This is a genomic window from Streptomyces sp. WM6386 (assembly GCF_000972385.1).
Classification (GTDB): Bacteria; Actinomycetota; Actinomycetes; order Streptomycetales; family Streptomycetaceae; genus Streptomyces.
Genome location: NZ_JXTE01000021.1, coordinates 79,814 through 105,485, shown reverse-complemented (window position 1 = coordinate 105,485; position 25,672 = coordinate 79,814). Strand labels below are relative to the sequence as shown.

The window sequence follows — 25,672 nt, the reverse complement described above, 5'->3', positions numbered from 1 at the left end:
CGTCGTACCGGCTGGGCACAATGGCCCATATGGCCACTGCACCCATCTCCGCCCCCACCGTCGGCTTCGACCTCGACATGACCCTCATAGACTCCCGCCCCGGCATCCGCGCCTGCTACCTGGAGCTGTCCGAGCGGACGGGGGCGTACATCGACGCCGACCTCGCGGTCACCCGGCTCGGGCCCCCGCTGGCGGAGGAGCTGGCCCACTGGTTCCCGGCGGACGAGATCCCGGCCATGGCCGGTCTCTACCGGTCGCTGTACCCGGCCATCGCGATCGCCGCGTCGCCCGCCATGGACGGCGCCCGTGAGGCGATCGCCGCCGTGCGGGCGGCCGGTGGGCGGGCGATCGTCGTGACGGCGAAGTACGAGCCCAGCGCCAAGCTGCACGTGGAGCACCTCGGCCTCGGCCCCGACGCGGTGATCGGCGACCTGTGGGCCGAGCAGAAGGCGCAGGCGCTGCGCGAACACGGCGCGAGCGTCTACGTCGGCGACCACCTCGGGGACGTGCGCGGCGCCCGGACCGCGGGGGCGCTCTCGGTCGCCGTGGCCACCGGCCCGTGCAGCGCGGCGGAGTTGACCGCGGCCGGCGCGGACGTGGTCCTCGCAGACCTCACGGAGTTCCCGGACTGGCTCGCCGGCTACCGTCCGGCCCGCGCCTGACGCCGCCCCGCCGCGATCGACCGGAGCACGCCCGCGCCGGCGAGCAGGAAGCCGGCGCCCATCAGCATGCTCAGTCCGAACATGTAGGTCGGAAAGGGCGTCGTTCCGAGGAACAGCGGGGCCACGGTGACGAGTGTGGCCACCGTACCGATGAAGAACACGATGGCTCCGGCACGGATCAGTCGGTCACCGGGCGCGGCGGAATTCGTTTGGGTTTTGTCACGCACCGGACCAGGGTAGTTCCCTGCCCGAAGGAACAACCGGGCGACGTCTTGTCACCGGCCTGGTACCGGCGGGTCCCGACGACCATTACCTTCGTTGTAGAGCCCGGTTTGAGCTCGTGGCCTTCGGGGCCGGTATGACTCGTTGCCCCTGTCCTTGATGATCCGGGGGGTGCTGTCGCCGGTCCTGGCGGCGCCGGCTGTTCTGCTGGCCGAGCACTGGAACACCACCGATGTGGGTGTGCTGGCCGGTGGTGAGGACGCCGGGGGCAGGAAACTGCCGTCGAACGCGTGGATGGCCCTGCGCCGCCTGGGCTGGACCGTCGGCCCGGCCGAGGGTGTCAAGGTCAACGATCGCATCGTGCGGATGGCGCAGGAGCAGGCCGGGCGCGTGCTGCGGTCGGCGAAGTGGCGCGCCGACGTGACGGCCGGTGTGCTCAGGACGTGGCCCGCCGATCCGGCGAAGCGGACCGGACCCGGCTGCCCCGCGCAACCCACCGGCACCAGGGCGTGACAACGATCAGCACACCCACCCACGGCCGACACCGGCCACGAGGAGCAGCACTGGGCGCAGGCTTCCACCTGCACGCCCACGCCACCCCTCCACGATGGGAAATCCCGCTGTCAGACACCATGTCTGACATGGGATCACTAAGCTGATTAGAGACGCTCTTGGAGTCTCCCGCGCCACTCTCCACCGGCACCTCGGGTAGCCCCTCACACTTCCTGCACCACTTTGAGCCTCTGTCGACACAGGCAGGGGCTCAGTGCTGTTTTAAGGCGTGTTCGGCTGGAGAGACCCCCGGTAAGGTGGCATGACGGCTTGTTCAACGGCGTCCGGGTGTCAGTCCGGGAGTGATCGAGGGAGTGTGTGCTTTGCCGACTGGCAAGGTCAAGTGGTTCAACAGCGAGAAGGGCTTCGGCTTTCTCTCCCGCGACGACGGCGGTGACGTCTTCGTCCATTCCTCGGTCCTCCCCGCCGGAGTCGAGGCCCTGAAGCCGGGCCAGCGAGTGGAGTTCGGGGTCGTCGCCGGGCAGCGCGGTGACCAGGCCCTTTCCGTAGTCGTCCTCGATCCGACCCCGTCGGTCGCGGCCGCGACCCGTAAGAAGCCGGACGAGTTGGCCTCGATCGTCCAGGATCTGACGACCCTTCTGGAGAACATCACGCCGATGCTCGAAAGGGGCCGTTACCCCGACAAGGCCGCCGGCGGGAAGATCGCGGGCCTGCTGCGGGCGGTCGCCGACCAGCTCGACGTATAGAACTGCTGGATTTCTAAGGGAAAGCCAGTGCATTCGGGCCGAGGGGAGGCAGCAGCCCCTCGGCCGCCGCACGTGTGAGGAGCCCGCGCACCGCCGCATAGCCGTCGACGCCGAGATCATGCGTGAACTCGTTGACGTACAGCCCGATGTGCTGGTCGGCGACGGCGGGGTCCATCTCCTGGGCGTGTTCCATGACGTACGGGCGGGAGGTCTCGGGGTCGTCCCAGGCGGCGCGCACCGACGTGCGGATGGAATCGGCCAGGTTCGTCAGCGCCCGCTCGCCCAGCGACCGCTTGGCGATGATCGCGCCCAGCGGGATCGGCAGCCCGGTGGTGTTCTCCCAGTGCTCGCCCATGTCCGCGAGCTTGTGCAGCCCGTAGTTCTGGTACGTGAAGCGGGCCTCGTGGATGACGAGACCCGCGTCGACCTTCCCGTCCCGCACGGCGGGCATGATCTCGTGGAACGGCATGACGATGATCTCGCCGACACCGCCGGGGATCGTGTCCGCGGCCCAGAGCCGGAAGAGGAGATACGCCGTCGACCGCTCGCTGGGCACCGCGACGGTACGACCCGTCAGATCCCCTGGCCCACGGGTCAGCACCAGCGGCCCGCAGCCCCGCCCCAGCGCGCCGCCGCACGGCAGCAGCGCGTACTCGTCGAGAACGTACGGCAGCACGGCGTAGGACACCTTCAGCGCGTCGAACTCACCGCGCTCGGCCATGCCGTTGGTGATGTCGATGTCCGCGAACGTCACGTCGAGCGCGGGCGCGCCGGGGACGCGGCCGTGGGCGAGGGCGTCGAAGACGAAGGTGTCGTTGGGGCAGGGGGAGTACGCGATCTGCATCGGGTCACCGGTCATGTCGGTTCCAACTCTCCAGTACGGGCGCGAGCTTCCCGAAACCGTCGGTCAGTGTGGCGAGGGCGTCCGGAATCCGCCAGGCGGCACGGTCACGGGGCCCGACCGGATTGGACACGGCCCGCATCTCCAGCACCGGCACCCCGTGCAGGGCGGCGGCCTCGGCGACCCCGAAACCCTCCATGGCCTCGGCGAGGGCGGTGGGGTGCCGCTCGCGGAGCGCGGCCGCGCGGGCGGCGGTGCCGGTCACGGTGGAGACGGTGAGGATCGTGCCCCTGCGGGCTCCGGTCGCGGTCGCGGCTTCTCGTACGAGGGATGGGGGCGGTACGTGGCTGACGGTGCCGAAGCCGAGCTCGGTGACCGGCAGAAAACCGTCCGCGGTCTCCGCGCCGAGATCGGCGGCGGTGATCGCGTCGGCGAGGACCAGGGAGCCGACCGGCGCCTCGGGAAGGAACCCGCCGGCGATACCGGCCGAGACGACGAGACGGTACGGGGTGCCCTCACGGGCGGCCGCGGTCAGCACGGCGGAGACGAACGCGGCCGCGAGGGCCGGGCCCACACCGGCGGCGAGAAGGTCGTACCCGCCGCCCGACCGCAGCAGCGTCACGCCGGGCAGCGGCACCTCTCGCGCCGCCCCCGGGAACGCCCGAGCCACCGCGTCCCGTTCGACCGGGACCGCGGTGGCCACGAGGATGCGCATCGACGTCGTACGGCTTACGCGTTGTCGTTGACGAGCTTGAAGTTCCAGACGCCCTTGAGCTCCTTGCTGGCGCCTGTGGACCCGGGCTTGTCCTGCTGGACGACGCTGATGTACAGCTGCTTCGGCGCGGCCTGGCCCTGCTGGCTGGCGAAGAGGTCGACGCCCTGGAAGGAGTAGTACGTCGTCTTGTAGACGTCCGTGACCTGCTGGCCGTTGATCCACAGCGCCCAGCCGGTGTCCGCGATCTCCGGGTCGACACCGATACGCAGGGTCTCGCTCTGCGGCACGTCGATCGAGTCGGACGCCTTCTTCAAGGCGCACTTGGTGGCCTTTTCCTGGCCCAGGTTGTCGCCGTCCTCCCAGCACTCGGCCTCGGCGCTCACCGAGTTCTTGCCGACCGTGACGGTGGCGCGCGGCGTCGGCTTGTCGCACGCCGACAGGACGAGCAGTCCGGCGGAAACGGCGCCGGCGGCGGCGACGGCGCGGCGGCGTCGCACAGCGGCGCGGACAGTAGCGGCTCCGCCGCGTGGCATGGAGGTCATGGCCGAAGGCTATCGGGCAGTGCCGACCGTGCTGTTACGCGGGGTGCGGCGTGCCGTGCGTTAGGCCACGCGCGTGCGGGGAGCGCCGCCGTGGCGGGCCGAGCTCAGCAGACCCCTGACCGTCGTCAGCCAGCCCACGGCGACGATCGCGGCGGCCACCGACAGGCCCAGGGAGCCGTTGAGGGGCATCACGATGCCGACGGCGCCGCCGAACACCCAGGACACCTGGAGCAGGGTCTCCGAGCGCGCGAAGGCCGAGGTACGGACCTGCTCGGGCACGTCCCGCTGGATCAGCGCGTCCAGGGACAGCTTGGACAGCGCCTGCGCGAACCCGGCGACCGCGGCGAGGACCGCGACCAGGAACGCCCCGAAGAAGATCGCGGCGGTGATCGCGATCCCCAGGACGAACGCGACGACCGTCACGATGATGATCTCCGGAGCCCGCTGGCGCAGCGCCGCCCCCACCGCCGTGCCGAGCGCGTTGCCCACGCCGGCCGAGACGACCACGATGCCGAGGGACACCGCGGCGCTCTCCCCGGACAGCGGGTGCTCGCGCAGCAGGAACGCCAGGAAGAAGGTCAGGAACCCGGAGAGGAAGCGCAGACCGGCGTTGGCGCCCAGGGCGTGGGTGACCGCGATGCCGACCGTGCGCAGCCCGGGACGCTTGACCGGCCGCAGGTGCGGCCCGTGCAGGTGGTCCTCGTCCGCGGCGAGCAGGGCGATGTCCTCGCCCTTGGCCGAGTCGACCTTCGGCGGCAGGGTGAAGGACAGGAACATCCCCGCGATGAAGATCACGAAGGCGCCGTAGAGCGGCCAGCGCGGGCCCAGCGACTGGAGCCCCGCGGCGATCGGCGCGGCGATCGCGGTGGCGAGGAGTCCACCGAGGGTGACCCGGGAATTGGCCTTCACCAGGGAGAAGCCGGGTGGCAGGAGGCGGGGCACGACGGCGCTTCTGACCACGCCGTACGCCTTGGAGGAGACCAGGACGCCCAGCGCCGCCGGGTACATCTCGATGCTGCCGGTGGCCACTGCCCCGGCCAGCACCAGCGCGAGCAGGGCCCGGGCGAGCATCGCGCCCGCCATCGCGGCGCGGCGGCCGTGCGGCAGACGGTCCAGGAGCGGGCCGATCACCGGCGCGAGGACGGTGAAGGGCGCCATGGTGATCGCGAGGTAGAGGGCGACACGCCCGCGGGCCTCGTCCGTGGGAACCGAGAAGAAGACCGTGGAGGCGAGCGCGACCGTGATCATCACATCGCCCGCGCCGTTCACACCGTGCAGCTCGATCAGCTTGCCCAGACCGGACTCCCCGGCCCCGTGGGCGTGCGTGGCCTTGCGGATGCCCCTGGCGGGCCCGGTGACCGGGAAGTGCAGGGCGCGGCCGACCGAGCGGAAGGAACCGCGCACCCGGCCCGTGCCGTTGCGTCGGCTGCTCCCCTTGATCCCTTTGGCCCCACCGATGCCGGTGGCTCCTTGGGGTGTCTTCGCGGCTGCCACGACGTCATAGTGCCCCGACTGAGGCGTTCGTAGTGCGGTTACCGCGCGTATGGCCGCGCATTTACGGACTTGCCGTGGCCATACCGAGACCGGTGCGGGGGTGCCAAACGTCCCGTCGGTGTAGGCCGAGCGCACGCGAGCAGGTAGCGTGCGTATCTCAGCCATCTTGCACAATGGATGGCACAGGTGCGCCCGAGCGTGAGCGGGCGCGGACGTTGACGCGGTCCCCGGGTCCGCTCCGTCCGCCACCCTCGCCCCCGGCGTACGCACCTACAGTGACGGCGTAGGAGAGAAGCGATACCTGTGAGCGCAGCGACCACGCGAAGCCGCACCCCCGACCGCCTGTGCGCCGAGGCCGTCGACCTCGCACGCACCGCAGCCGAGGAGGAGGCGGCGCCCGGCGTCGTCGGCGAGCACGCGGGGCTGGAGTCCGAGGGCGACCGTGTCGTCACGCACTTCTTCGAGTGCAAGGAGCTCGGCTACCGGGGTTGGCGCTGGGCCGTCACCGTGGCGCGGGCATCTCGCGCGAAGCTGGTGACGCTCGACGAGGTCGTGCTGTTGCCGGGCCCGGACGCCCTGCTGGCCCCCGAGTGGGTGCCGTGGAGCGAGCGCCTGCGCCCCGGTGACATGGGCCCCGGCGATCTGCTCCCCACCGACGCCGAGGACCTCCGCCTGGAACCCGGCTACTCCGGCGAGGACGAGCCGGTACCGAGCTCCGCCGTATCCGAGGAGATGGCCGAGCTGGTGGAGGCGGAGGACGCGGAGGTCACGGCCGGCACGCCGTCGAACCTTCCGCTGGCTCCGACCCGGGGTTCGATCGCCTCGGTCGCCGAGGAACTGGGCATGCGCCGGGCCCGGGTGCTGTCCCGCTACGGCCTGCACACCGCCGCGGACCGCTGGGACGAGTCGTACGGCGCCAAGACCCCGATGGCCCAGGCGGCCCCCGCGACCTGCGTCAGCTGCGGCTTCCTCCAGCCGATCGGCGGCTCCCTCGGCCAGGCCTTCGGTGTCTGCGCCAACGAGTTCGCCCCGGCGGACGGCCGCGTGGTCTCCCTGTCGTACGGCTGCGGCGGCCACTCCGAGGCAGCGATCATGCCGAAGCCCCCGCGCCCGGCGGCCCCGGTGATCGACGAGACAAGGGTCGACCCCTTCCCCCTCCGCCCGGCACCGGACTCGGGCTCGGTCCCGGAAACCCCGGACGAGGCAACGGCGGAGCTGGGCCACTCGTAGCCTTTCTCGCCCCCGCCGCCCCTACCCGTCCCTCCCTGGGGGCTGCGCCCCCAGACCCCCGCTGTCGGCCCTGAACGGGCCTCGTCCTCAAACGCCGGACGGGCTGAGTTACTCAGCCCTCCCCGATCTACGATCCCCTCTCCTCGCGGTACCTTCGACCCCACGCCGACGAGGAGAGTGTTGAACGTGAGCAAGTTCGTGCGGCCCGCAGCCGAGGGAGCCGACCCGTTCGGGACCGCCCGTCTCAGGCGGGGGGTGCTCGACGCCTGGGCGACAAGCCCCGCCCGCTTCCGTGAGGACGCCAACGCCGAGGAGGACCTCGCCCTCGGCGGCTACCGGGACCGACTGGTCGTCGAGCTCGCCCAGAACGCCGCCGACGCCGCCTCCAGAGCCGGCGTGCCCGGACGGCTCCGGCTCACCCTCCGCGACGGCGTCCTCGTCGCCGCCAACACCGGCGCGCCCCTGGACGCGACCGGGGTCGAGTCCCTCTCCACCCTGCGGGCCTCCGCGAAACGCGACACCGCCGCCATCGGCCGCTTCGGCGTCGGCTTCGCCGCCGTCCTCGCCGTCACCGACGAGCCCGCGGTCGTCGGCCGCCACGGAGGGGTCCGCTGGTCCCTCGCCGAGGGCCGGGAGCGGGCCGCCGACGCCGCCCGCCACAGCCCGGGGCTGGACGACGAGATCCGTCGGCGCGACGGTCACATCCCGCTCCTGCGTCTCCCGTTCGCCGCCGAGGGCACCGCCCCCGACCCGTACGACACGGCCGTCATCCTGCCCCTGCGCGACCCGGCCGCCACCGACCTCGCCGAGCGCCTTCTGAACGCCGTCGACGACGCCCTGCTCCTCGCCCTCCCCGGGCTGGAGGAGGTCGTGATCGAGACGGACACCACCCGGACCCTGCGCCGCCGCACCGAGGACGCCTTCACCGTCGTGGAGGACTCGCGGGAGGGCGCGACCCGGTGGCGGGTCGCCGCCTCGCACGGGCCGCTGACCGGGGACCTCCTCGCCGACCGTCCCGTCGAGGAGCGGCTGCGGCCGCACTGGTCGGTCACCTGGGCCGTCCCCGCCGACGCCGACGGCACCCCGGCCCGCCCCCGCACCAACCCCGTCGTGCACGCCCCCACGCCCAGCGACGAGCCGCTCGGTGTGCCCGCGCTGCTCATCGCCTCCTTCCCGCTGGACCCCACCCGCCGGCACGCGGCGCCCGGTCCGCTGACCGACTTCGTGGTGCAGCGCGCGGCGGACGCCTACGTCGAACTGCTCGCCGCGTGGCGGCCGGTGACCGCCGGCATCATCGACCTCGTGCCCGGCCCGCTCGGCAAGGGCGAGCTGGACGGGGCCCTGCGGCAGGCGATCCTGGAGCGGCTGCCCCGGACCGCCTTCCTGCCGCCGGCCCTGACCCCCGGCCAGGACGACGACGACCTGCCCGAGGCCCTGCGCCCCAGGGACGCGGAGGTGGTGGAGGGCGCCGGCGCCGACACCGTGCGCGTCCTCGCCGAAGTCCTCCCCACACTCCTCCCCGCCGGACTCGAACGCCGTGTCGAATTGCGCACCCTCGGCGTCGCCCGCCTCCCGCTCACCGACGCCGTCGACCGGCTGGCCGGGCTGGAGAAGGAGCCGGGCTGGTGGCGCAGCCTGTACGACAGCCTCGCGGGGGTGGACCCGGACCGGCTGTCCGGCCTCCCCGTCCCGCTCGCTGGGGGCACCTCCCAGGCTTTCGGCTCTGGGGGAGGCCGGACGACCATCGGCCCCCGGCAGGTCCTCCTGCCCACCGCCGACAGCGCCGTCATCGACCCGGAGGTGCTCGCCCGGCTCGGCCTCAAGGTCGCCCACCCGGACGCCGCGCACCCCCTGCTGGAGAAGCTCGGCGCGCTCCCCGCCTCCCCGCGCGCGGTGCTGACCACCCCACAGGTGCGGGCCGCGGTCGCCGCGTCGCTGGACGACGACGGCGGGGCGTGGGAGGAGGACACCCTGGACGCGGAGGAGCTGGCCGACACGGTCCTCGCCCTCGTCCGCGACGCGGGCCTGGAGCCCGGCGACGAGCCCTGGCTCGGTGCGCTCGCCCTGCCCGACGAGGACGGCGAACCGGCGCCCGCCGGTGAACTCGTCCTCCCCGGCAGCCCGTTCGCGCAGATCATGCGCGAGGGGGAACTCGCCACCGTGGACGCCGAGCTGGCCGAGCGCTGGGGCGAACAGCCGCTGGCCGCCTGTGGCGTGCTCGCCACCTTCGCGCTGGTCCGCGCCACCGACGTGGTCCTGGACCCGGACGAACTGGAGCCGCGCGACGGGGACTTCGCCGAACCGGACGACGCGGGCCTGCTGGACGCCGTGGACGTGTGGAGCGAGGACATCCTCGACCGCTTCCCCGACTCGCCGGTCCCGCCGGTCGCCACGGAACTGATCGCCGTACGCGATCTGGACCTGGTGGACGAGGAGTGCTGGCCGCAGGCGCTCGCCCTGCTCGCCCGGCCGCCGCTGCGGGACGCGCTCACCCAGCCGGTGCGGATCCTGCTGCCGGACGGCACCCATGACGTCGTACGGCCCTACACCGCATGGTGGTTGCGGGGTCACCCGGTGCTCGACGGCCGACGCCCGGCCGGTCTGCTCGCGGCCGGCGGGGACCCGCTGCTGCGGGGCCTGTACGACGAGGCGGACGCGGCCGGATTCGACGACGAGCAGGTGCTGCGGGCGCTCGGCGTGCGGACGTCGGTGGCCGCGCTGCTGGACGAGCCGGGTGGGGCGGCGGAGCTGCTCGACCGCCTCGCCGATCCTTCGCGTGAGGTGACGGGGGCCCAGCTGCACGCCCTCTACGGCGCGTTGGCCGAGCTGGATCCCGAGCAGGTGACCCTGCCCGACGAGCTGCGGGCCGTCGTCGACGGGCGGGTCGAGGTGGTGGACGCGGCCGACGCCGTGGTCGTCGACTCACCCGACCTGCTGCCCTTCACCGGGGGCATGCCGCTGCTGCCGGTGCGGCCGGCGCGCGCCGCCGAGCTGGCGGAACTGTTCCAGGTGCGGCGGCTGAGCGAGTCGGTCACCGGGTCGGTGGACTCCGAGGGCGCCGAGCACGACGTACCGGAGTCGGTGCGGGTGCTGCTCGGGTCGCGGACGCCGACGACGTACGTCGAGCACGAGGAACTCGTCGTGGACGGAGTGGAGTTGGACTGGCGGCTGACCAACGACGGTGTCCTGCACGCCTCGACGCTCGAAGGTGTCGCCGCCGGACTCGCCTGGGCGGCCGGTCAGTGGCCGCGTCGTTTCGAGGTCGCGGCACTGATGGAAGACCCCTCACGGACGGCGGAGTTGGCCCGCGACCGGTGGTTCGACTGACTGTGCAGGTGATCTTTGAAAAGCTCGCACAAATTTCTCACCACCCGTACAACCATTCACTCGCGTCACGAATCTGATCACGTGAGTCAACAGACTCCTTGATCACTTGGGCCCCGACGTGTAGGCGATCGCCGTGGGGGACGACGACCGTCGGGGCCCTTTCTCCATACGGGGATCGCATGCGTATTCGAGCCATCGGGGCTGCCGTCACCGGCGCCCTGGCCCTTTCCGCCTTCGCTGTGCCTGCCGCGCAGGCGGACGGCAGCCAGGGTGACATCGAGATCACCAAGGTTGTCGTCGACGGTGACAACAAGGTGTCCATCGGCACCTCGGCCGCGAAGACCATCAAGGTCAGCGTCACGGCCACGGACGACTCCGGTATCGCAGGCGCCGATGGGTTCGACCTGATCGGCCCCGGCACCGGCTACCTGTCGACCGGAAAGCCGACCTGCACGGCCGCCAGCGCCACCACGTCGACCTGCACCGCGTCGGTGTTGGTGGACCCGCAGACGGACTACCTGAGCAACGCCAGCGCCGGCACGTGGTACGTCAACGCGTGGATCGACGCCAACGACGACGACTACGTATGGCAGGAGAAGGCCGGGTCCTTCAAGTTCCAGCGTGCCGCCAAGCTCACGGCGAACGCCTCGCCGGAGCCGGTGAAGAAGGGCAAGACCATCACGGTCACCGGCAAACTGACCCGCGCCGACTGGGAGGCCTACCCGCTTCCCAAGTACGTCAACTACGCCGGCCAGTCCGTGAAGCTGCAGTTCCGCAAGAAGAGCTCCAGCACGTACACCACGGTCAAGACCATCAAGTCGAACGCGTCGGGCAACCTGAGCACCACGGTCAAGGCGTCGGTCGACGGCTACTACCGCTACTCCTTCGCGGGCACCACGACCACCGTGGCGGTCAACGCCACCGGTGACCTCATCGACGTGAAGTAGGCGACAGCGGTCCCTGCACCACCTCACCAGGCCCCGGCGTGTCCGGGGCCCAGTACCTCCCACATTCTCTTCCTTGAGGAAACACATGCGTATTCGCGCCACCGTGGCCGCCGTCTCCGGCGCCCTGGCCCTGTCCGCCCTCGCCGTACCGGCCGCGCAGGCCGACACGTCGCGGACCCCCGACACCTCCGACGTCCACGCCGCCGCCCAGGCCGCCTCCGGCAAGGCCGCGTTCGCCACCGCCGTGGACGGCACCCCCTACGCCCTCGACGCCTCGTTCTCCAACGTGAAGGTCAACAAGGGCAAGAACATCGTGGTCGGCACCACCAGCGTGGTGAAGGTCCCGGTCTCCTTCACGCTGACCCACGGCGCGGACGTCGACATCCACGCCGTCGACTTCTTCGCCGGCGTCGAGCTGTACAAGGGCACGGACTTCTACACCTCCGAGTTCTGGTACGACAGCTCCAACGCGACCTGCACGGATGCGTCCGCGACCGTCGCCTCCTGCACGGCCACCATTGCCGTCGACCCGGCTCCGGGCGACGACGAGTGGGGCCTGCTGAACTCGGACGCGGGCTCCTGGAAGGCGGCCGGCTTCGCGGTCGCATTCAACAACGAGGACCCGGAGAACCCGAACCTGGACAACGTCGGTGTCGCCGTGACCGACAAGGCCGCCGCCCCCAAGGTGCAGCGCCTGTCCAAGCTCACGGTCAACGCCTCGCCGGAGCCGGTGAAGAAGGGCAAGACCATCACGGTCACCGGCAAGCTGTCCCGCGCGAACTGGGACACCGACAAGTACGCGGGCTACGCGACCCAGTCGGTGAAGCTGCAGTTCCGCAAGAAGAGCTCCAGCACCTACACCACCGTCAAGACCATCAAGTCGAACTCGACGGGCAACCTGAGCACCACCGTCAAGGCGTCGGTCGACGGCTACTTCCGCTACTCCTTCGCGGGCACCACGACCACCCCGGCGGTCAGCGCCACGGGTGACTTCGTCGACGTGAAGTAAGCAGAGCCCCTACGACACGCCGGTCCCGGAAGCCGTCCGGGGCCGGCGTTCGTGCTTGGTCATGCGGAGCCCAACGGATTCCCTCGGAATCTCTCCAAGATTCAAGCATTGTGCAGGCTAGGACAAAATCCGGACCCACCCGTACAACCCCTCCCAGGCGTCACGAATCTGATCGCGTGAGTCAACAGACTCCTAGATCACTTCTCCCCCTGGGGAAACGCACATGCGCAACAGAACCGCCCTTGCCGCCGTCTCCGCCGTGACCGGCGCCCTGGCCCTCACCGCCCTCGCCGTCCCGGCCGCACAGGCCGCCACCACGGCCGGGCCCGCCGTCACCTTCTCCGCGCTCAAGGTGAACAGCGGCAAGAACATCGTGGTCGGCACCACGACCACGGTCACCGTCACCGCGACGTACACCGTGACCAAGCCCGCGAGCCTGGCCGCGAGCTCCTTCCAGACCGGCCCCGTCCTCTACCGTGGCGACACTCTCGGAATGAACTCCGACGACCTCCTCCTCGGCGACAACCCCGGTACCTGCACGGCATCCTCCTCGACCGTCCTGAACTGCACGGCGAAGGTCCAGTTCCGCCCGGAGTCCTCCTCCGAGGACACCCTCACCAACTCCCAGGCGGGCACCTGGAAGCTGGGCGCGCTCGCGGCCGACGACAAGGGCGGGCTCACCTGGCAGGCGGGCTTCGGCACCACCAAGCTCCAGCGCAAGTCCACCCTCACCGCCAACGCCTCCCCCGAGCCGGTGAAGAAGGGCAAGACCATCACGGTCACCGGCAAGCTGTCCCGCGCGAACTGGGAGACCAACAAGTACGCGGGCTACGCGACCCAGCCCGTGAAGCTCCAGTTCCGCAAGAAGGGCTCGACCACCTACACCACGGTCAAGACCATCAAGTCGAACTCGACAGGCAACCTCAGCACGACGGTGACGGCCTCGACCGACGGCTACTACCGCTACAGCTTCGCCGGCACGACAACGACCCCGGCAGTGAGCGCAACGGGCGACTACATAGACGTCCAGTAAACCCACCTAAGGGGCGCGGGGAACTGCGCGACCAGCCCCAACGGTGCCGCACCCGGCACCCGACAGGACCCCTCACCCACCCCCCGGCTCCAGCCAAGCGCTAAGCGGGCACGCGGCGGTCGATCCACTTCCACGTCAGTTCCAGGACGGCCGCCGCCACCACCGAGATGCCCACCGCGATCCACGGCATCGTCACCCCCACCAGCTTCAGCGCGAAGAAGTCCTGGAGCCACGGCACCACCAGCACCAGCAGGAACCCCGCGCCCATCGACGCCACCAGCGCCACCCGCCACCAGGTGTAGGGCCGGGCGATGATGGCGAGCACCCACATCGAGATCAGGAACAGGGTCAGCGTGGCGACGCTGGTCTCCGCGTCCAACGCGCCCTCGCCCGTGTAGTGGTGACGGGCGATGAGATAGGTCACGAAGGTCGCGATCCCGGCCAGCAGCCCGCCGGGGATGGCGTACCGCATGACCCGCCGCACGAAGTGGGGCCTGGCCCGCTCCTTGTTGGGAGCGAGGGCGAGGAAGAAGGCCGGGACGCCGATCGTCAGGGTGGACAGCAGCGTCAGATGCCTCGGCAGGAAGGGGTACTCCACCTGCCAGCACACCACCAGCACCGCCAGCAGCACCGAGTACACCGTCTTCACCAGGAACAGCGTCGCCACCCGCGTGATGTTCCCGATGACCCGGCGCCCCTCCGCGACCACCGAGGGCAGCGTCGCGAAGCTGTTGTTGAGCAGCACGATCTGCGCCACCGCCCGGGTCGCCTCGGAGCCGGAGCCCATCGACACCCCGATGTCGGCGTCCTTCAACGCCAGGACGTCATTGACCCCGTCGCCCGTCATCGCGACCGTGTGCCCGTGGGACTGCAGCGCGCCCACCATGTCCCGCTTCTGCTGCGGGGTGACCCGCCCGAAGACCGTGCCCTCGTCGAGGGCCTTCGCCATGCCCTCCTTGTCGGTGGGCAGGGCGCGCGCGTCGACCGTCGCCCCGGTCAGCCCGAGCTTCCCGGCCACCGCGCCCACCGACACCGCGTTGTCGCCGGAGATGACCTTGGCCCGCACGTTCTGCTCGGCGAAGTACCGCAGGGTGTCGGCCGCGTCGGGCCGCAGCCGCTGCTCCAGGACGACGAGGGCGGTGGCCCGCGAGCCCTGGGCCACCTCCGGCTCGTCCAGGTCCCGCACGGTCCGCGTCAGCAGCAGCACCCGCAGGCCCTGCTCGTTGAGCCGCTCGGTCTCGGCGAGGGCGGGGTCGTCCGCCGCGAGCAGCACGTCGGGCGCCCCCAGCAGCCAGGTACTGGACTCCCCGTTGCCCTCGCTGAGGGTCGCCCCGCTGTACTTGCGGGCGGAGGAAAAGGGCAGCGACTCGGTGCAGCGCCAGTCCTCGGCGTCCGGGTAGGCGTCGATGATCGCCTTCAGGGACGCGTTCGGCCGCGGATCCGACTCGCCCAGGGCGCCCAGCACCTTGCGGACGTACGACTCGTCGCTGCCGTTCAGCGGCCGCAGCTCCGTGACGTCCATGCCGCCCTCGGTCAGCGTGCCCGTCTTGTCGAGGCAGACCGTGTCGACGCGGGCGAGACCCTCGATGGCCGGCAGCTCCTGGACGAGGCACTGTTTTCGGCCAAGTCGGATGACCCCTATCGCGAAGGCGACCGACGTCAGCAGGACGAGCCCCTCGGGCACCATCGGGACGATGCCGCCGACCGTGCGGGCGATGGAGTCCTTGAGATCGTTGCTCTTGACGACGAGTTGGGTGATGACCAGGCCGGTCGCGGCCGGGACCATCATCCAGGTCACGTACTTGAGGATCGTGGAGATACCGGAGCGCAGCTCGGAGTGGACGAGCGTGAACCGGGAGGCCTCCTCGGCCAGTTGGGCGGCGTACGCCTCACGCCCCACCTTGGTCGCCCGGAACGCCCCGCCGCCCGCGACGACGAAGCTGCCGGACATGACCTCGTCCCCGGGCTGCTTGACCACGGGGTCGGCCTCGCCGGTGAGCAGCGACTCGTCGATCTCGAGACCGTCGGCCTCGACGCACACCCCGTCCACGACGGCCTTGTCGCCGGGCCCGATCTCGATGAGGTCGTCCAGCACGATGTCGGACGTGCTGACCTCCAGGGCCACCCCGTCCCGCCGTACCGTCGGCCTGGCCTCGCCGATCACCGCGAGGGAGTCGAGGGTCTTCTTCGCCCGCCACTCCTGGATGATGCCGATACCGGTGTTGGCGATGATCACGTACCCGAACAGGCTGTCCTGGAACGGCGCGACGAACAGCATGATCAGCCAGAGCACACCGATGATCGCGTTGAACCGGGTGAAGACATTGGCGCGGACGATGTCGGCCATCGACCGGCTGCTGCGCACCGGGACGTCGTTGACCTGACCGTTAGCGATCCGTTCGGCCACCTCGGCCGCGGAGAGCCCGGTCGCCGCCGTGGCGGGGGCGGGAACGGGATGCACAGGATCGAGTTCGGCGCCCGCGTCGATGTGCGTCATGCGTTCGACGGTACGTGCGGATTTACGGCTTCACACGCCGAGTGGGCGGAAGATCCGACCTGGGGAGGACGGACCGGCGGGGGGAGTGGTGCCGTGGTTGTACGGGATACCCCTCACTCCGCGGCAGGAGCCTCGGTGTCCTCGGCCGCCGCCGCCGCCCGCTTGATGGCGGTGTCGCGCTTCTTGACGAAGTAGACGCCGTACAGCCCCAGCCCGGTGCCGGCCAGGCAGGTCCACACCCACCAGGCGTGTCCGCGGTCGTCGAACCAGCCGTAGAAGGGGAGCTGGACGAGGAAGAGGACGAACCAGAGGATCGTGCCGCCGATGATGGTCGGCACGATGGGCCCCTCCAGGGGCTCCGGTGCCTCGTGCTTGGGGGTCCACTTCGCCATGGGGCACAGCTTACGAGGCGATCAGTTCTACGCGCGGAGATGGTGGAGTGCCGCCTTATATGTTCATACTGAAACGGTTTGCCTCTGACCACTTCTCATCGTAGGAAACACCAAAACATGTCCACCTCGGCCCCCGCCAAGGTCCCCGCGCCCGATCAGCCGGGTGGTGCGCCCGCATACGGCGCCCTCGACCGTTACTTCAAGATCTCCGAGCGGGGCAGCACGCTCCCCCGCGAGGTCCGCGGCGGTTTCGCCACCTTCTTCGCGATGGCCTACATCATCGTGCTGAACCCGATCATCCTGGGCAGCGCGAAGGACATGTACGGCAACCAGCTCGACAACGGTCAGCTGGTGACGGCCACCTGTGTGACGGCGGCGTTCACCACGCTCCTCATGGGCGTCATCGGCAACGTCCCGATCGCGCTGGCCGCCGGCCTCGGTGTGAACTCGGTCGTCGCGCTCCAGCTCGCGCCCCGCATGTCCTGGCCGGACGCCATGGGCATGGTGGTGCTCGCCGGCTTCATCGTGATGCTGCTGGTCGCCACGGGTCTGCGCGAGCGCGTCATGAACGCGGTCCCCTTCGGTCTGCGCAAGGCCATCAGCATCGGTATCGGCCTGTTCATCATGCTGATCGGCCTCGTCGACTCCGGCTTCGTCTCCCGCATCCCGGACGTCGCCCAGACCACCGTCCCGCTCCAGCTCGGCGGTAACGGCCACCTCGACGGCTGGCCGGTCCTGGTCTTCATCCTGGGCGCCCTGCTCACCCTGGCGCTCATCGTCCGCAAGGTCTCCGGCGCGATCCTCATCTCGATCGTCGCCATGACCGTCGTAGCGATGATCATCGAGGCCGTCGCCAAGGTCCCGTCCTGGGGTCTGACGACGCCGAAGTGGCCCGGCAACCCGGTCGCGAGTCCCGATTTCGGTCTGATCGGCGACTTCAGCCTCTTCGGCGGCTTCGAGAAGGTCGGCGTGCTGACCGGCGTCCTCTTCGTCTTCACGGTCCTGCTGTCGTGCTTCTTCGACGCGATGGGCACGATCATGGGCGTCAGCGACGAGGCCAAGCTGACCGACGCCCAGGGCCAGATGCCGGGCATCAACAAGGTCCTCTTCGTGGACGGCCTGGCCGTCGCGGCGGGCGGTGCCAGCTCCTCGTCGGCCACCACCGCCTTCGTGGAGTCCACGGCGGGTGTCGGCGAGGGCGCGCGCACCGGTTTCGCGAACGTCATCACCGGCGGCCTCTTCGCCGTGGCGCTGTTCCTGACCCCCGTGGCCACGATGGTCCCGTCCCAGGCGGCGACCCCGGCGCTGCTCGCGGTGGGCTTCCTGATCCTGTCCAACTCGGTCAGGGAGATCGACTGGGCGGACTACACGATCGCCATCCCGGCGTTCGTGACCATGGTGATGATGCCGTTCACGTACTCGATCACCAACGGCATCGGCATGGGCTTCGTCACCTTCGTGGTGCTGCGGCTGGCGGCCGGGCGAGGCAAGGACGTCCCCGCCGCGATGTACGTGGTCGCCGCCGTCTTCGGCTTCTACTACCTGATGCCGGCGCTCGGTCTCACGTAACGCCGTAGAACTTCTCCGTCTCCTCGACGGCGGTCTGGAACCGCTCGTCGAAGTCGTCTCGAATGAGCGTCCGGACCACGTAGTCCTGGACGCTCATTCCCCTTTTCGCCGCATGGTCCCGGAGCCGTTCGAGCAGCTCCCCGTCTATCCGCAGGCTGAGCACGCTGGTCCCCATGAACACGAGGGTCGCGGGCGTCGACGGGCGGCGTTCACATTCCGCTGCCCTCTCACTCGTACGGGTGATGATCCTGTTTTAGTGGCCCGCCTCACGGGAATCCTCGCGCGCGCCAGCTTGTTTAGCGAGAGTAATGAGTTACTCTAAAGAGATGCCGGACCTTACGCATGGCGACGACGCTGCCGCCGTGAACTCCCTACGCTCCGCCGTGATGCGACTGTCCCGTCGGCTCAAGCACCAGCGGGTCGACGAGTCGCTGAGCCCCACCGAGATGTCGGTCCTGGGCACCCTCTCCATCTGCGGCAAGGCCACCCCGGGCGAGCTCGCCCGCAAGGAACATGTGCAGCCGCCCTCGATGACCCGCATCGTGGCGTTGCTCGAGGGCAAGGGACTGGTCCGTCTCGAGCCGCATCCCGAGGACCGACGCCAGAAGGTCGTCACGAAGACGGAACAGGCCGAGGCGATGCTCGCCGAGAGCCGCGCCAAGCGCAACGCCTTCCTGGCCACCCTGGTCGACGGACTGGACGAGGACGAGTGGGCCAAACTGCGCGCCGCCGCCCCCGTGCTGGAGAAGCTCGCACACCTGTAATCCGTCTTGAGGAGGCGAACCCTTTTGAGTACGGGATCCGGAGCAGACTCCGCCCCCGCACCGTCCACCTCTACCCCCGAGGATCCCGCCAGGTCCTCGAAGTCCTCGATGTTCAGCTCCCTGAAGAGCCGGAACTACCGGCTCTTCTTCGCCGGCCAGGTCGTCTCCAACACCGGCACCTGGATGCAGCGCATCGCCCAGGACTGGCTGGTCCTGAGCCTCACCGGCTCCTCGACCGCCGTCGGCGTCACGACCGCGCTCCAGTTCCTGCCGATGCTGCTCTTCGGGCTCTACGGCGGCGTACTCGTCGACCGTCTCCCCAAGCGCCCCACACTCCTGGTCACCCAGTCCGCGATGGCCGTCACCGGTCTCGCGCTCGCCTTCCTGACCCTGTCCGGGCATGTGGAGGTCTGGCACGTCTATCTGGCGGCCTTCGCCGTCGGACTCGCGACCGTCGTCGACAACCCGGCCCGTCAGACCTTCGTCTCCGAGATGGTCGGCCCCGACCAGCTGCAGAACGCGGTCAGCCTGAACTCCGCGAACTTCCAGTCCGCCCGTCTGATCGGCCCCGCCGTCGCGGGCCTCATGATCACCGGCGTCGGCACCGGCTGGGCGTTCCTCGCCAACGGGCTGTCGTTCGTCGCGCCCATCACGGGCCTGCTGCTGATGCGCGCCCGCGACCTGCATGTCGTCGAGCGGGCCCCGCGCGGCAAGGGCCAGCTGCGGGAGGGACTCCAGTACGTCGCGGGCCGCCCGGACCTGATCTGGACCATCGTCCTGGTCGGGTTCGTCAGCACCTTCGGCTTCAACTTCCCGGTGTACTTGTCGGCCTTCGCCGACGACGTCTTCCACGCCGGAGCCGGCTCCTACAGCCTCTTCAACACCCTGATGGCGGTCGGCTCCCTCGCCGGCGCCCTGCTCGCCGCCCGGCGCGGCACCGCCCGGATGCGGGTGCTGGTCGCGGGCGCGGTAGCCTTCGGCACGCTGGAGATCGTGGCCGCGCTCGCCCCGTCCCTGTGGCTCTTCGCCCTGCTCATGGTCCCGATCGGCATGTTCGGCATGACGGTCAACGTCACCGCCAACACCAGCGTCCAGCTGAGCACCGACCCGGCGATGCGGGGCCGGGTGATGTCCCTCTACATGATGGTGTTCATGGGCGGCGCCCCCCTGGGCGCCCCGATCGCCGGCTGGATCACCGACGCGTACGGCGTCCGGGCGGGCCTCGCGGTCGGCGGTGTGATCGCCGCCTCGGCAGCCGTGACGATCGGCCTGTTCCTGGCCCGCGTCGGCAACCTGCGCCTGTCGGTGGGCTGGCACCACGGGCATCCGCGGGTGGGCCTGGTCCCGCGCGAGCGGGAACGGCTGGCCACGGCCGCGTGACGCCGCCCGGCGGGCTGGCAGGCTGGGCGCATGAGACTCTTCGCCGCCGTACTGCCACCCGAGGGCGTCGCTCATGAACTCGCCACCGAAGTGGACCGGCTGAAGAAGCTCCCCGGCGCGGACGCTCTGCGCTGGACCGGCCGCCCGGGGTGGCACTTCACGCTGGCGTTCTACGGCGAGGTCGACGACGACGTCATACCGGAACTGTCGGCCCGGCTGGAGCGGGCGGCCGGACGCAGCGCCCCCTTTGCGCTGGCGGTGCGCGGCGGCGGGCAGTTCGGGCACGGGCGGGCCCTGTGGGCCGGGGCCGCCGGGGACGTGCCGGCGCTGCGGCTGCTCGCCGACCGTGCGGAGGCGGCGGCGCGGAAGGCGGGGGTGCCGATGGGGGAGCACCGGCGGTACAAGGCCCACCTGACGGTGGCGCGCAGCCGGTCGGACGTGGACGTACGGCCGTACGTCAGTGCGCTTGAGGAGTTCACGAGCCGTACGTGGACCGTGGGCGAGCTGGCGCTGGTGCGCAGCGACCTGCCGAGGTCGGGGGTGCCGGGGGAGCAGCCGCGGTACGAGGTGGTCGCCCGGTGGGCGCTCGGCGGGGCCGGTTAGGCTCGGGGGGTGGACCCGAAGACGCGGAACCGGATCATGGCCGTTGTGCTGGTGCTGATGTTCGTCGTGGTGGCGTTGGCGTCAGTGCTCGGCAGGTAGGGCCGGGGAACTGCGGTCGGCCGTCTGTTGGCCGCGGGCCGTGTGTGGCTGGTCGCGCCCCGGGGCGGAGCCCCATATCGACTCCGCCCCGCGCCCCTGAGGGGGCGCCTCGCTTCGGGGCGCTACCAGGCGAAGGCCTCCGGGGAAGGGCCCGGGCCCGGGAAGATCTCGTCCAGGGACGTCAGAAGCTCCTCGCTCAGTTCCAGCTCCACGGCCCGGATCGCCGACTCCAACTGCTCGGCCGTGCGCGGGCCGACGATCGGGCCGGTGACGCCGGGGCGGGTCAGGAGCCAGGCCAGGGCGGCCTCGCCGGGGGCGATCCCGTGCTTGTCGAGCAGATCCTCGTACGACTGGAGCCTGGCGCGTGCGGCCGGGTCGGCAAGCGTCTCAGCGGCCCGTCCGGAGGCCCGTCGGCCACCCTCGACCTCCTTCTTGACGATCCCGCCCAGCAGACCGCCGTGCAGCGGCGACCACGGGATGACGCCGAGCCCGTACTCCTCGGCGGCCGGGATGACCTCCATCTCGGCGCGCCGCTCGTAGAGGTTGTAGAGGCACTGCTCGCTGACCAGCCCGATGGTGCCGCCACGCCGGGCGGCGATCTCGTTGGCCTGGGCGATCTTGTACCCGGGGAAGTTGGAGGACCCGACGTAGAGGATCTTGCCCTGCTGGACGAGGACGTCGATGGCCTGCCAGATCTCCTCGAAGGGGGTGGCGCGGTCGACGTGGTGGAACTGGTAGACGTCGATGTAGTCCGTCTGGAGCCGCTTCAGGCTGGCGTCCACCGCCCGCCGGATGTTGAGGGCGGACAGCTTGTCGTGGTTGGGCCAGGCGGGCCCGTCCGCGCCCATGTTGCCGTAGACCTTGGTGGCGAGGACGGTCCTGTCGCGGTGCGCGGGGCTCTTCGCGAACCAGGTGCCGATGATCTCCTCGGTACGGCCCTTGTTCTCGCCCCAGCCATACACGTTGGCGGTATCGAAGTAGTTGATGCCCGCGTCGAGTGCCGAGTCCATGATCGCGTGGGAGTCGGCTTCGTCGGTCTGCGGGCCGAAGTTCATGGTGCCGAGGACGAGTCGGCTGACCTTGAGTCCGGTGCGTCCGAGCTGCGTGTACTTCATGACTCCTTAGCCAACGTCGTGGAGTGCGCTCTAGGCAAGGGAGTTCAGTCGATCCCGTGATCTTGCCCTTGACGCTATCTGCAAGTTAGTGCTTTCCTTCGGTGAGTGTCAGCTTGAACTTTCAATATCTATTGTGATGTCTCGGAGAGGAAGCCTCGTGACCCCCACCACGCCTGCCCGCAGGGCCTTCATCGCCCTCGCGGCCTCCACGGTTTTGCTGGGCGCGGCCGTCGTCCCGGCCGTCGCGTCACCGAGCGTCGCGTCCGCCGGCGCCGGGTACGCCGGCTACGGCGATGCCGCCCGCCTCGGCTACCAGAAGGCCGTCGCCTCGCGCGTCCTCAAGGGCGTCTTCGAGCGCGGTGACACGCGGGTCGTGGACCGTTTCGTACGACCGGACTACATCCAGCACAACCCGTTCGCGCCGGACGGGGCGGAGACGCTGAAGGGGCTGGCCGTCTCGGTCCACCAGCAGTTCCCGGACGCCAAGTACGACATCCAGCGGGTCATCTCCGAGGGCGACCTCGTCCTCGTCCACTCCAACGTCGTGACGACGCCGGGGACGCGCGGCTCCGCCGTGTTCGACATCTTCCGGTTCCAGGACGGGAAGATCGCCGAGCACTGGGATGTGGGACAGGCGGTGCCGGAGTCCTCCGTCAACGGCAACGACATGTTCTCCACGGTGAGTTGGCCGCAGACCTCGCAGCCGGGACCCGGGTTCCTCACCGCGTACAACAAGAAGCTGGTGACCGCCGCCTTCGACCAACTGCTCGTGAAGAAGGACCTGTCGGCGATCGACCGTTACTGGGGTACCGAGTACCACCAGCACAACCCCGGGATCGAGGACGGCGTGGCGGGCGTCAAGTCAGGCCTGGGCGCGTACTTCTCCGCTTTCCCCCAGCTGAAGGTGGAGCCCAAGCGGGTCATCGCCGAGGGGGACCTGGTCGCCGTCCACAGTCACTACATTCCGGCGCCGGGGGAACGGGGGCAGGCCATCGTGGACCTGTTCCGGGTGCGGGGCGGGAAGATCGTGGAGCACTGGGATGTGGTCCAGGACGTTCCGGAGAGCTCGGCGAATGAGAACGGGATGTTCTAGGGGAGGGTGTTGAGGAAGGCCGTCCAGGTGGTGGGGGTTACTTGGACGGTCGGGGTGGTGGGGGATTTGGAGTCACGGATGTGGATGGTGGTGGGGGTGAGGGCGATCTCCAGGCACTCGCCCTCACCGTCGCTGTAGCTGCTCTTGCTCCAGTGAAGGTCCGTGCTCATAGGTCCCGCGCCACCTCTTCGATCAACTTCGCGGACTCCTCGGGTGAGAGAGCCTGCGCTCGCAGAATGCCATATTTGCCGAACAGGTCTCCCACGTCGGGCTGTTCGCTCACGAAGTAGCCGCCTCGATGGCCCTCGACGTAAGCGAGCTGATGACGTTCGGCGGTCTCCAGGAGGCTCATGCGACCGGCGAGCCCGGCGTGGGTTTCCCGGCCATGTGGCATCACCTGAATCTCGACGTGGCGCAGTTCGCCGATGGCGAGGATGTGGTGCAACTGCTCCTTGAGCGTCGCCGCGCCGCCCAACGGGCGTGTCAGTACGGTCTCTTCGAGTACATAACTGACGGTCGGCGCGGGCTTGCGAGTGAAGAGCTGCTGGCGTTCCAGCCGGGCCGTGACTCGCTTGTCGATCTCCTCCTCGTCGAGGGTCGGGCATCGGTTGGAGGTGAACACCGCGCGAGCGTAGGCCTCGGTCTGGATCGAACCGGGGACCAGATGCGTCTGGTACACGTGCAGCGCGGCGGCCTTCTTCTCCTCCGCCAGGTAGTCCTCGGTCCACGGGCGCAGCCCGTTCCGCCCGAACTCCTTCTCCGCCAGGAGCACCAGTGCACCTTGTGCACCGAGCGTCTCGTCCGCGACCTCCACCAGCCGCCCCTTGGGCGAACGCTCCCCCCGCTCCACCATCGCCACCTGCGACTTGGAGTACCCGACATGCTTGCCCAGAGTTTCCTGCGTCATCCCGGCCCGCTCGCGGAAGAACCTCAACAGCGCCCCGAACGACTCCGACCCGCGATCACCGGAGTGCACAACCGCCTCCCCAAGTACACAACCCCGCACGGACGTTGCTTCACCCTGGTCACAGTATGTGAGGGTCCGCAACGCTTTGCGGCATGAACGAGAGAATCGCCGCCCCCTGGATCCCGAGCTGGATCCCCGCCTCCGGCCACGCCCTGCGTCACGCCGGTATCCACTTCGACGCCGTACGCATGAAGGAACCGCTGGCCGAACGCGTCGCCTCGGAGCTGATGCGTTGTACGGACTTCGAGGCCGGCCCGATCGTGGCCGAAGCGACGGGCGACCGGAACATGTACTTCCTGTTGCCCCCGCAAACCGCCGCGTCCTTCCAGTGGCCGTCCGGAGTGCGTGCGCTGACGCGGAGTGACCGGGGGCTGGCGTACGTGGGCGTACCCGCGCTGACCGGGATGACGTGGCCGCTGGGGTGGCGTTCGGTGCCGTCGGCGGGGACGCCGTTCGTGGCGGGGGAGTTGCTGTGGGAGGTGGTGGAGCTCAGTCGCGGGGGAACTCGTCGGTCTTGAGGGTGAGGTCGACGACGGTGCCGGTCAGGTCCAGGTCCTTGCCGAAGGGGACCCTGGTCTCGATCTCGTACTCGCTTCCCTTGGGCTCGGTGTAGATGTGGCAGCGTCCCTGGTAGGGGTCGGCGATGACGTAGACGGGCACCTCGGCGACCGCGTACGCGGCCTTCTTCGGGCCGTAGTCGTTCGCGGCCGTGCCCGCCGAGATGACCTCGGCGACGAACTCGACGTCCTGGTAGCGCCAGCGGCCTTCGGCGTCCTTGGTCGCCGAGTCGCTGATCAGGGCGATGTCCGGACAGAAGCCGTTCTCGTGTCCGGGGAAGTCGATGCGGACATCCGAGAACGCCTTGACGTCCATCCCGAACTTGTCCTCCAGCGCCCGCACGATTCGGCGGATGATTTCCCAGTGAGTGTCCAGCTGCGGCGTCATGTGAACGTTGCCCCCGACGATCTCGACCCTGAATCCTTCGGGGACGGGCATCCGCTCAAGGCGTTCGAACCAGTCGTCCAGACGCTCGGTGTTCGCGTCGGCCATCGCGATCCTGTCTTCAAGGACGGTCATCGTGGCGTTCCTCCCCGGCTGCCCCATGGACGAGCGCAGCCGCGCAGTACAACGATACGCACGGTGACCATGACACGCCGTGATTCGTTCAGGCTGTTCCGGCCGGGTACGGCTCGCCCACATCCCACCCCTGGTACATCGCCTCCGCGAAAGCCGCCGCGATCCTGTGCTCGCCGCTCGCGTTGGGATGCGTGCCGTCGTAGGTGTCGTGGTTGATGTCGTACGACACCGGCGGCGACGCCAGCAGCAGCGGCGAGCGCGGCTCGTCGAGGTCGGCCACCGCCTTCGCGAGGAGTTCGTTGAAGAGGGTGACCTGCGCGCCGAAGGGCGGGTCGTCCTGGGCGCGGACGTTGGGGATGACCGGGAGGACGACCATGCGGACGTGGGGATGCGCCGAGCGGGCCTCCGTGACGAAGGACCGTACGTTCTGCGCCGTCTGTTCCGCGTTCGTGTAGAAGCCCAGGTCGATCAGGCCGAGGGAGACCAGGAGGACGTCGGCGCGGCAGGTGCGGATCGCCTCGCCGATGAGCGGGGTCATGTGCAGCCAGCCCTCGCCCCAGCCGGCGAGGTGGGCGCGGGGGAAGTCCGGGTCGGCGTAGTCGTACGACGTGGGTGTGTCGGTCGCCTTGTCGTGGAGGGTCTCGCGTGGGCCGACGAGGGTGAATGGACTGCCGTAGGTGTCGCGCAGGTGCTGCCACATCCGGTAACGCCAAGTGTGTTCGCCCGTGCTTCCGATCGTCATGGAGTCGCCGACGGGCATGAACCTGAGCATCCGCTCATGATGAACGATCACCGGGAGTGGTGGGGTGTGAGGCTGGCCACGTGTGTGGCCGTC

The 25,672-nt window shown here is 69.9% G+C and carries 27 protein-coding genes; 14 read left to right on the top strand and 13 right to left on the bottom strand.

Annotated features, from left to right (window positions below; genetic code table 11):
- The first annotated feature begins 20 nt into the window (after positions 1-20).
- Positions 21-662, top strand: coding sequence for an HAD family hydrolase (locus TN53_RS15770; RefSeq protein ID WP_046259104.1), 642 nt, complete (start codon positions 21-23; stop codon positions 660-662).
- On the opposite strand, the gene TN53_RS15765 is transcribed toward TN53_RS15770, so the two are convergent.
- On the bottom strand, positions 641-889 hold the full coding sequence (locus TN53_RS15765) for a hypothetical protein (RefSeq protein WP_046259103.1): 249 nt from the start codon (positions 887-889) through the stop codon (positions 641-643). The genes TN53_RS15770 and TN53_RS15765 overlap by 22 nt on opposite strands.
- 166 nt (positions 890-1,055) lie before the next feature.
- Between TN53_RS15765 and TN53_RS15760 the strand changes: the two genes are divergently transcribed.
- Together TN53_RS15760 and TN53_RS49315 are read left to right on the top strand one after the other, a co-directional pair.
- A complete protein-coding gene (locus TN53_RS15760) occupies positions 1,056-1,397 on the top strand; it encodes a hypothetical protein (protein WP_234441604.1) in 342 nt (113 codons plus the stop codon).
- Between the two features lie 362 nt (positions 1,398-1,759).
- Positions 1,760-2,143, top strand: coding sequence for a cold-shock protein (locus tag TN53_RS49315; RefSeq protein ID WP_046259101.1), 384 nt, complete (start codon positions 1,760-1,762; stop codon positions 2,141-2,143).
- A 13-nt stretch (positions 2,144-2,156) separates the two neighbouring features.
- Here the strand turns inward: TN53_RS49315 and TN53_RS15750 are convergent, their stop codons facing one another.
- Genes TN53_RS15750 through TN53_RS15735 form a run of 4 tightly spaced genes read right to left on the bottom strand, consistent with a single transcriptional unit; the run spans position 2,157 to position 5,735 of the window.
- The gene (locus TN53_RS15750) at positions 2,157-3,002 is read right to left on the bottom strand and encodes a 1,4-dihydroxy-6-naphthoate synthase (RefSeq protein ID WP_046259100.1); all 846 of its coding nucleotides are present in this window, start codon (positions 3,000-3,002) and stop codon (positions 2,157-2,159) included.
- On the bottom strand, positions 2,992-3,699 hold the full coding sequence (locus TN53_RS15745; protein WP_046259099.1) for a futalosine hydrolase: 708 nt from the start codon (positions 3,697-3,699) through the stop codon (positions 2,992-2,994). Before TN53_RS15745 ends, TN53_RS15750 begins: the two co-directional genes overlap by 11 nt.
- Before the next feature lie 14 nt (positions 3,700-3,713).
- Entirely contained in the window at positions 3,714-4,241 is a 528-nt protein-coding gene (locus TN53_RS15740; RefSeq protein WP_199924578.1) for a hypothetical protein, read from the bottom strand.
- Positions 4,242-4,301: 60 nt separating this feature from the next.
- Complete coding sequence (locus TN53_RS15735) at positions 4,302-5,735, bottom strand: MFS transporter (RefSeq protein ID WP_095046512.1); 1,434 nt, start codon at positions 5,733-5,735, stop codon at positions 4,302-4,304.
- A 303-nt stretch (positions 5,736-6,038) separates the two neighbouring features.
- On the opposite strand from TN53_RS15735, the gene TN53_RS15730 reads away from it, so the two are divergent.
- The 5 genes from TN53_RS15730 (at position 6,039) to TN53_RS15710 (ending at position 13,281) form a co-directional block, all read left to right on the top strand.
- Positions 6,039-6,965 (top strand): DUF3027 domain-containing protein, encoded by a 927-nt coding sequence (locus TN53_RS15730; RefSeq protein WP_046259096.1) that lies wholly within the window; start codon positions 6,039-6,041, stop codon positions 6,963-6,965.
- Between the two features lie 186 nt (positions 6,966-7,151).
- Positions 7,152-10,292 carry a sacsin N-terminal ATP-binding-like domain-containing protein gene (locus TN53_RS15725; RefSeq protein WP_046259095.1) on the top strand — a complete coding sequence of 1,047 codons (3,141 nt, stop codon included), beginning with the start codon at positions 7,152-7,154 and terminating at the stop codon, positions 10,290-10,292.
- A gap of 179 nt (positions 10,293-10,471) precedes the next feature.
- On the top strand, positions 10,472-11,239 hold the full coding sequence (locus tag TN53_RS15720) for a hypothetical protein (protein ID WP_046259094.1): 768 nt from the start codon (positions 10,472-10,474) through the stop codon (positions 11,237-11,239).
- 85 nt (positions 11,240-11,324) lie between these two features.
- Positions 11,325-12,248, top strand: coding sequence for a hypothetical protein (locus TN53_RS15715; protein WP_046259093.1), 924 nt, complete (start codon positions 11,325-11,327; stop codon positions 12,246-12,248).
- Between the two features lie 223 nt (positions 12,249-12,471).
- A complete protein-coding gene (locus TN53_RS15710; protein ID WP_046259092.1) occupies positions 12,472-13,281 on the top strand; it encodes a hypothetical protein in 810 nt (269 codons plus the stop codon).
- Positions 13,282-13,381: 100 nt separating this feature from the next.
- Here TN53_RS15710 and TN53_RS15705 read toward each other — a convergent pair whose 3' ends face one another.
- Complete coding sequence (locus tag TN53_RS15705; RefSeq protein ID WP_046259091.1) at positions 13,382-15,778, bottom strand: cation-translocating P-type ATPase; 2,397 nt, start codon at positions 15,776-15,778, stop codon at positions 13,382-13,384.
- Between the two features lie 113 nt (positions 15,779-15,891).
- On the bottom strand, positions 15,892-16,170 hold the full coding sequence (locus TN53_RS15700; RefSeq protein ID WP_046259090.1) for a DUF2530 domain-containing protein: 279 nt from the start codon (positions 16,168-16,170) through the stop codon (positions 15,892-15,894).
- A 117-nt stretch (positions 16,171-16,287) separates the two neighbouring features.
- Between TN53_RS15700 and TN53_RS15695 the strand changes: the two genes are divergently transcribed.
- Entirely contained in the window at positions 16,288-17,739 is a 1,452-nt protein-coding gene (locus TN53_RS15695; RefSeq protein WP_046259089.1) for an NCS2 family permease, read from the top strand.
- On the opposite strand, the gene TN53_RS15690 is transcribed toward TN53_RS15695, so the two are convergent.
- The gene (locus TN53_RS15690) at positions 17,732-17,920 is read right to left on the bottom strand and encodes a hypothetical protein (RefSeq protein WP_046259088.1); all 189 of its coding nucleotides are present in this window, start codon (positions 17,918-17,920) and stop codon (positions 17,732-17,734) included. The genes TN53_RS15695 and TN53_RS15690 overlap by 8 nt on opposite strands.
- A gap of 145 nt (positions 17,921-18,065) precedes the next feature.
- Here TN53_RS15690 and TN53_RS15685 point away from each other — a divergent pair, with 145 nt between their 5' ends.
- The 3 genes from TN53_RS15685 to thpR are packed head-to-tail and all read left to right on the top strand — an operon-like array spanning position 18,066 to position 20,486.
- On the top strand, positions 18,066-18,503 hold the full coding sequence (locus TN53_RS15685) for a MarR family winged helix-turn-helix transcriptional regulator (protein WP_046259087.1): 438 nt from the start codon (positions 18,066-18,068) through the stop codon (positions 18,501-18,503).
- A gap of 24 nt (positions 18,504-18,527) precedes the next feature.
- A complete protein-coding gene (locus TN53_RS15680) occupies positions 18,528-19,883 on the top strand; it encodes an MFS transporter (RefSeq protein ID WP_095046511.1) in 1,356 nt (451 codons plus the stop codon).
- Positions 19,884-19,913: 30 nt separating this feature from the next.
- Complete coding sequence (thpR, locus tag TN53_RS15675) at positions 19,914-20,486, top strand: RNA 2',3'-cyclic phosphodiesterase (protein ID WP_046259085.1); 573 nt, start codon at positions 19,914-19,916, stop codon at positions 20,484-20,486.
- 221 nt (positions 20,487-20,707) lie between these two features.
- Here thpR and TN53_RS15670 read toward each other — a convergent pair whose 3' ends face one another.
- Positions 20,708-21,700: an aldo/keto reductase gene (locus TN53_RS15670; RefSeq protein WP_046259084.1), complete on the bottom strand. Its 993-nt coding sequence runs from the start codon at positions 21,698-21,700 to the stop codon at positions 20,708-20,710.
- A 157-nt stretch (positions 21,701-21,857) separates the two neighbouring features.
- Between TN53_RS15670 and TN53_RS15665 the strand changes: the two genes are divergently transcribed.
- Positions 21,858-22,793 carry a nuclear transport factor 2 family protein gene (locus tag TN53_RS15665; RefSeq protein WP_234441603.1) on the top strand — a complete coding sequence of 312 codons (936 nt, stop codon included), beginning with the start codon at positions 21,858-21,860 and terminating at the stop codon, positions 22,791-22,793.
- Here TN53_RS15665 and TN53_RS44430 read toward each other — a convergent pair.
- Both TN53_RS44430 and TN53_RS15660 read right to left on the bottom strand, forming a co-directional pair.
- Positions 22,790-22,963, bottom strand: a complete 174-nt coding sequence (locus TN53_RS44430; RefSeq protein WP_063776250.1) for a DUF397 domain-containing protein — start codon at positions 22,961-22,963, stop codon at positions 22,790-22,792. The two genes, TN53_RS15665 and TN53_RS44430, sit on opposite strands and share 4 nt — an antisense overlap.
- Entirely contained in the window at positions 22,960-23,769 is an 810-nt protein-coding gene (locus TN53_RS15660) for a helix-turn-helix domain-containing protein (protein WP_046259082.1), read from the bottom strand. The genes TN53_RS44430 and TN53_RS15660 overlap by 4 nt, the downstream gene beginning before the upstream one ends.
- 83 nt (positions 23,770-23,852) lie before the next feature.
- Here TN53_RS15660 and TN53_RS15655 point away from each other — a divergent pair, with 83 nt between their 5' ends.
- Entirely contained in the window at positions 23,853-24,278 is a 426-nt protein-coding gene (locus TN53_RS15655; protein ID WP_046259081.1) for a hypothetical protein, read from the top strand.
- Here TN53_RS15655 and TN53_RS15650 read toward each other — a convergent pair.
- A complete protein-coding gene (locus TN53_RS15650; protein WP_046259080.1) occupies positions 24,250-24,837 on the bottom strand; it encodes a Uma2 family endonuclease in 588 nt (195 codons plus the stop codon). The genes TN53_RS15655 and TN53_RS15650 overlap by 29 nt on opposite strands.
- 88 nt (positions 24,838-24,925) lie before the next feature.
- On the bottom strand, positions 24,926-25,609 hold the full coding sequence (locus TN53_RS15645) for a GDSL-type esterase/lipase family protein (protein ID WP_046259079.1): 684 nt from the start codon (positions 25,607-25,609) through the stop codon (positions 24,926-24,928).
- Between the last annotated feature and the right edge of the window lie 63 nt (positions 25,610-25,672).

Bases quoted from the DNA above. Each gene is read 5' to 3' on its own strand.
- TN53_RS15705 (WP_046259091.1), bottom strand. From the start codon at position 15,778: ATGACGCACATCGACGCGGGCGCCGAACTCGATCCTGTGCATCCCGTT.
- TN53_RS15720 (WP_046259094.1), top strand. From the start codon at position 10,472: ATGCGTATTCGAGCCATCGGGGCTGCCGTCACCGGCGCCCTGGCCCTT.
- TN53_RS15645 (WP_046259079.1), bottom strand. From the start codon at position 25,609: ATGCTCAGGTTCATGCCCGTCGGCGACTCCATGACGATCGGAAGCACG.
- TN53_RS15650 (WP_046259080.1), bottom strand. From the start codon at position 24,837: ATGACCGTCCTTGAAGACAGGATCGCGATGGCCGACGCGAACACCGAG.
- TN53_RS44430 (WP_063776250.1), bottom strand. From the start codon at position 22,963: ATGAGCACGGACCTTCACTGGAGCAAGAGCAGCTACAGCGACGGTGAG.
- TN53_RS15695 (WP_046259089.1), top strand. From the start codon at position 16,288: ATGTCCACCTCGGCCCCCGCCAAGGTCCCCGCGCCCGATCAGCCGGGT.
- thpR (WP_046259085.1), top strand. From the start codon at position 19,914: ATGAGACTCTTCGCCGCCGTACTGCCACCCGAGGGCGTCGCTCATGAA.
- TN53_RS15740 (WP_199924578.1), bottom strand. From the start codon at position 4,241: ATGACCTCCATGCCACGCGGCGGAGCCGCTACTGTCCGCGCCGCTGTG.
- TN53_RS15685 (WP_046259087.1), top strand. From the start codon at position 18,066: ATGCCGGACCTTACGCATGGCGACGACGCTGCCGCCGTGAACTCCCTA.
- TN53_RS15715 (WP_046259093.1), top strand. From the start codon at position 11,325: ATGCGTATTCGCGCCACCGTGGCCGCCGTCTCCGGCGCCCTGGCCCTG.
- TN53_RS15655 (WP_046259081.1), top strand. From the start codon at position 23,853: ATGAACGAGAGAATCGCCGCCCCCTGGATCCCGAGCTGGATCCCCGCC.
- TN53_RS15670 (WP_046259084.1), bottom strand. From the start codon at position 21,700: ATGAAGTACACGCAGCTCGGACGCACCGGACTCAAGGTCAGCCGACTC.
- TN53_RS15700 (WP_046259090.1), bottom strand. From the start codon at position 16,170: ATGGCGAAGTGGACCCCCAAGCACGAGGCACCGGAGCCCCTGGAGGGG.
- TN53_RS15745 (WP_046259099.1), bottom strand. From the start codon at position 3,699: ATGCGCATCCTCGTGGCCACCGCGGTCCCGGTCGAACGGGACGCGGTG.
- TN53_RS15710 (WP_046259092.1), top strand. From the start codon at position 12,472: ATGCGCAACAGAACCGCCCTTGCCGCCGTCTCCGCCGTGACCGGCGCC.
- TN53_RS15750 (WP_046259100.1), bottom strand. From the start codon at position 3,002: ATGACCGGTGACCCGATGCAGATCGCGTACTCCCCCTGCCCCAACGAC.
- TN53_RS15770 (WP_046259104.1), top strand. From the start codon at position 21: ATGGCCCATATGGCCACTGCACCCATCTCCGCCCCCACCGTCGGCTTC.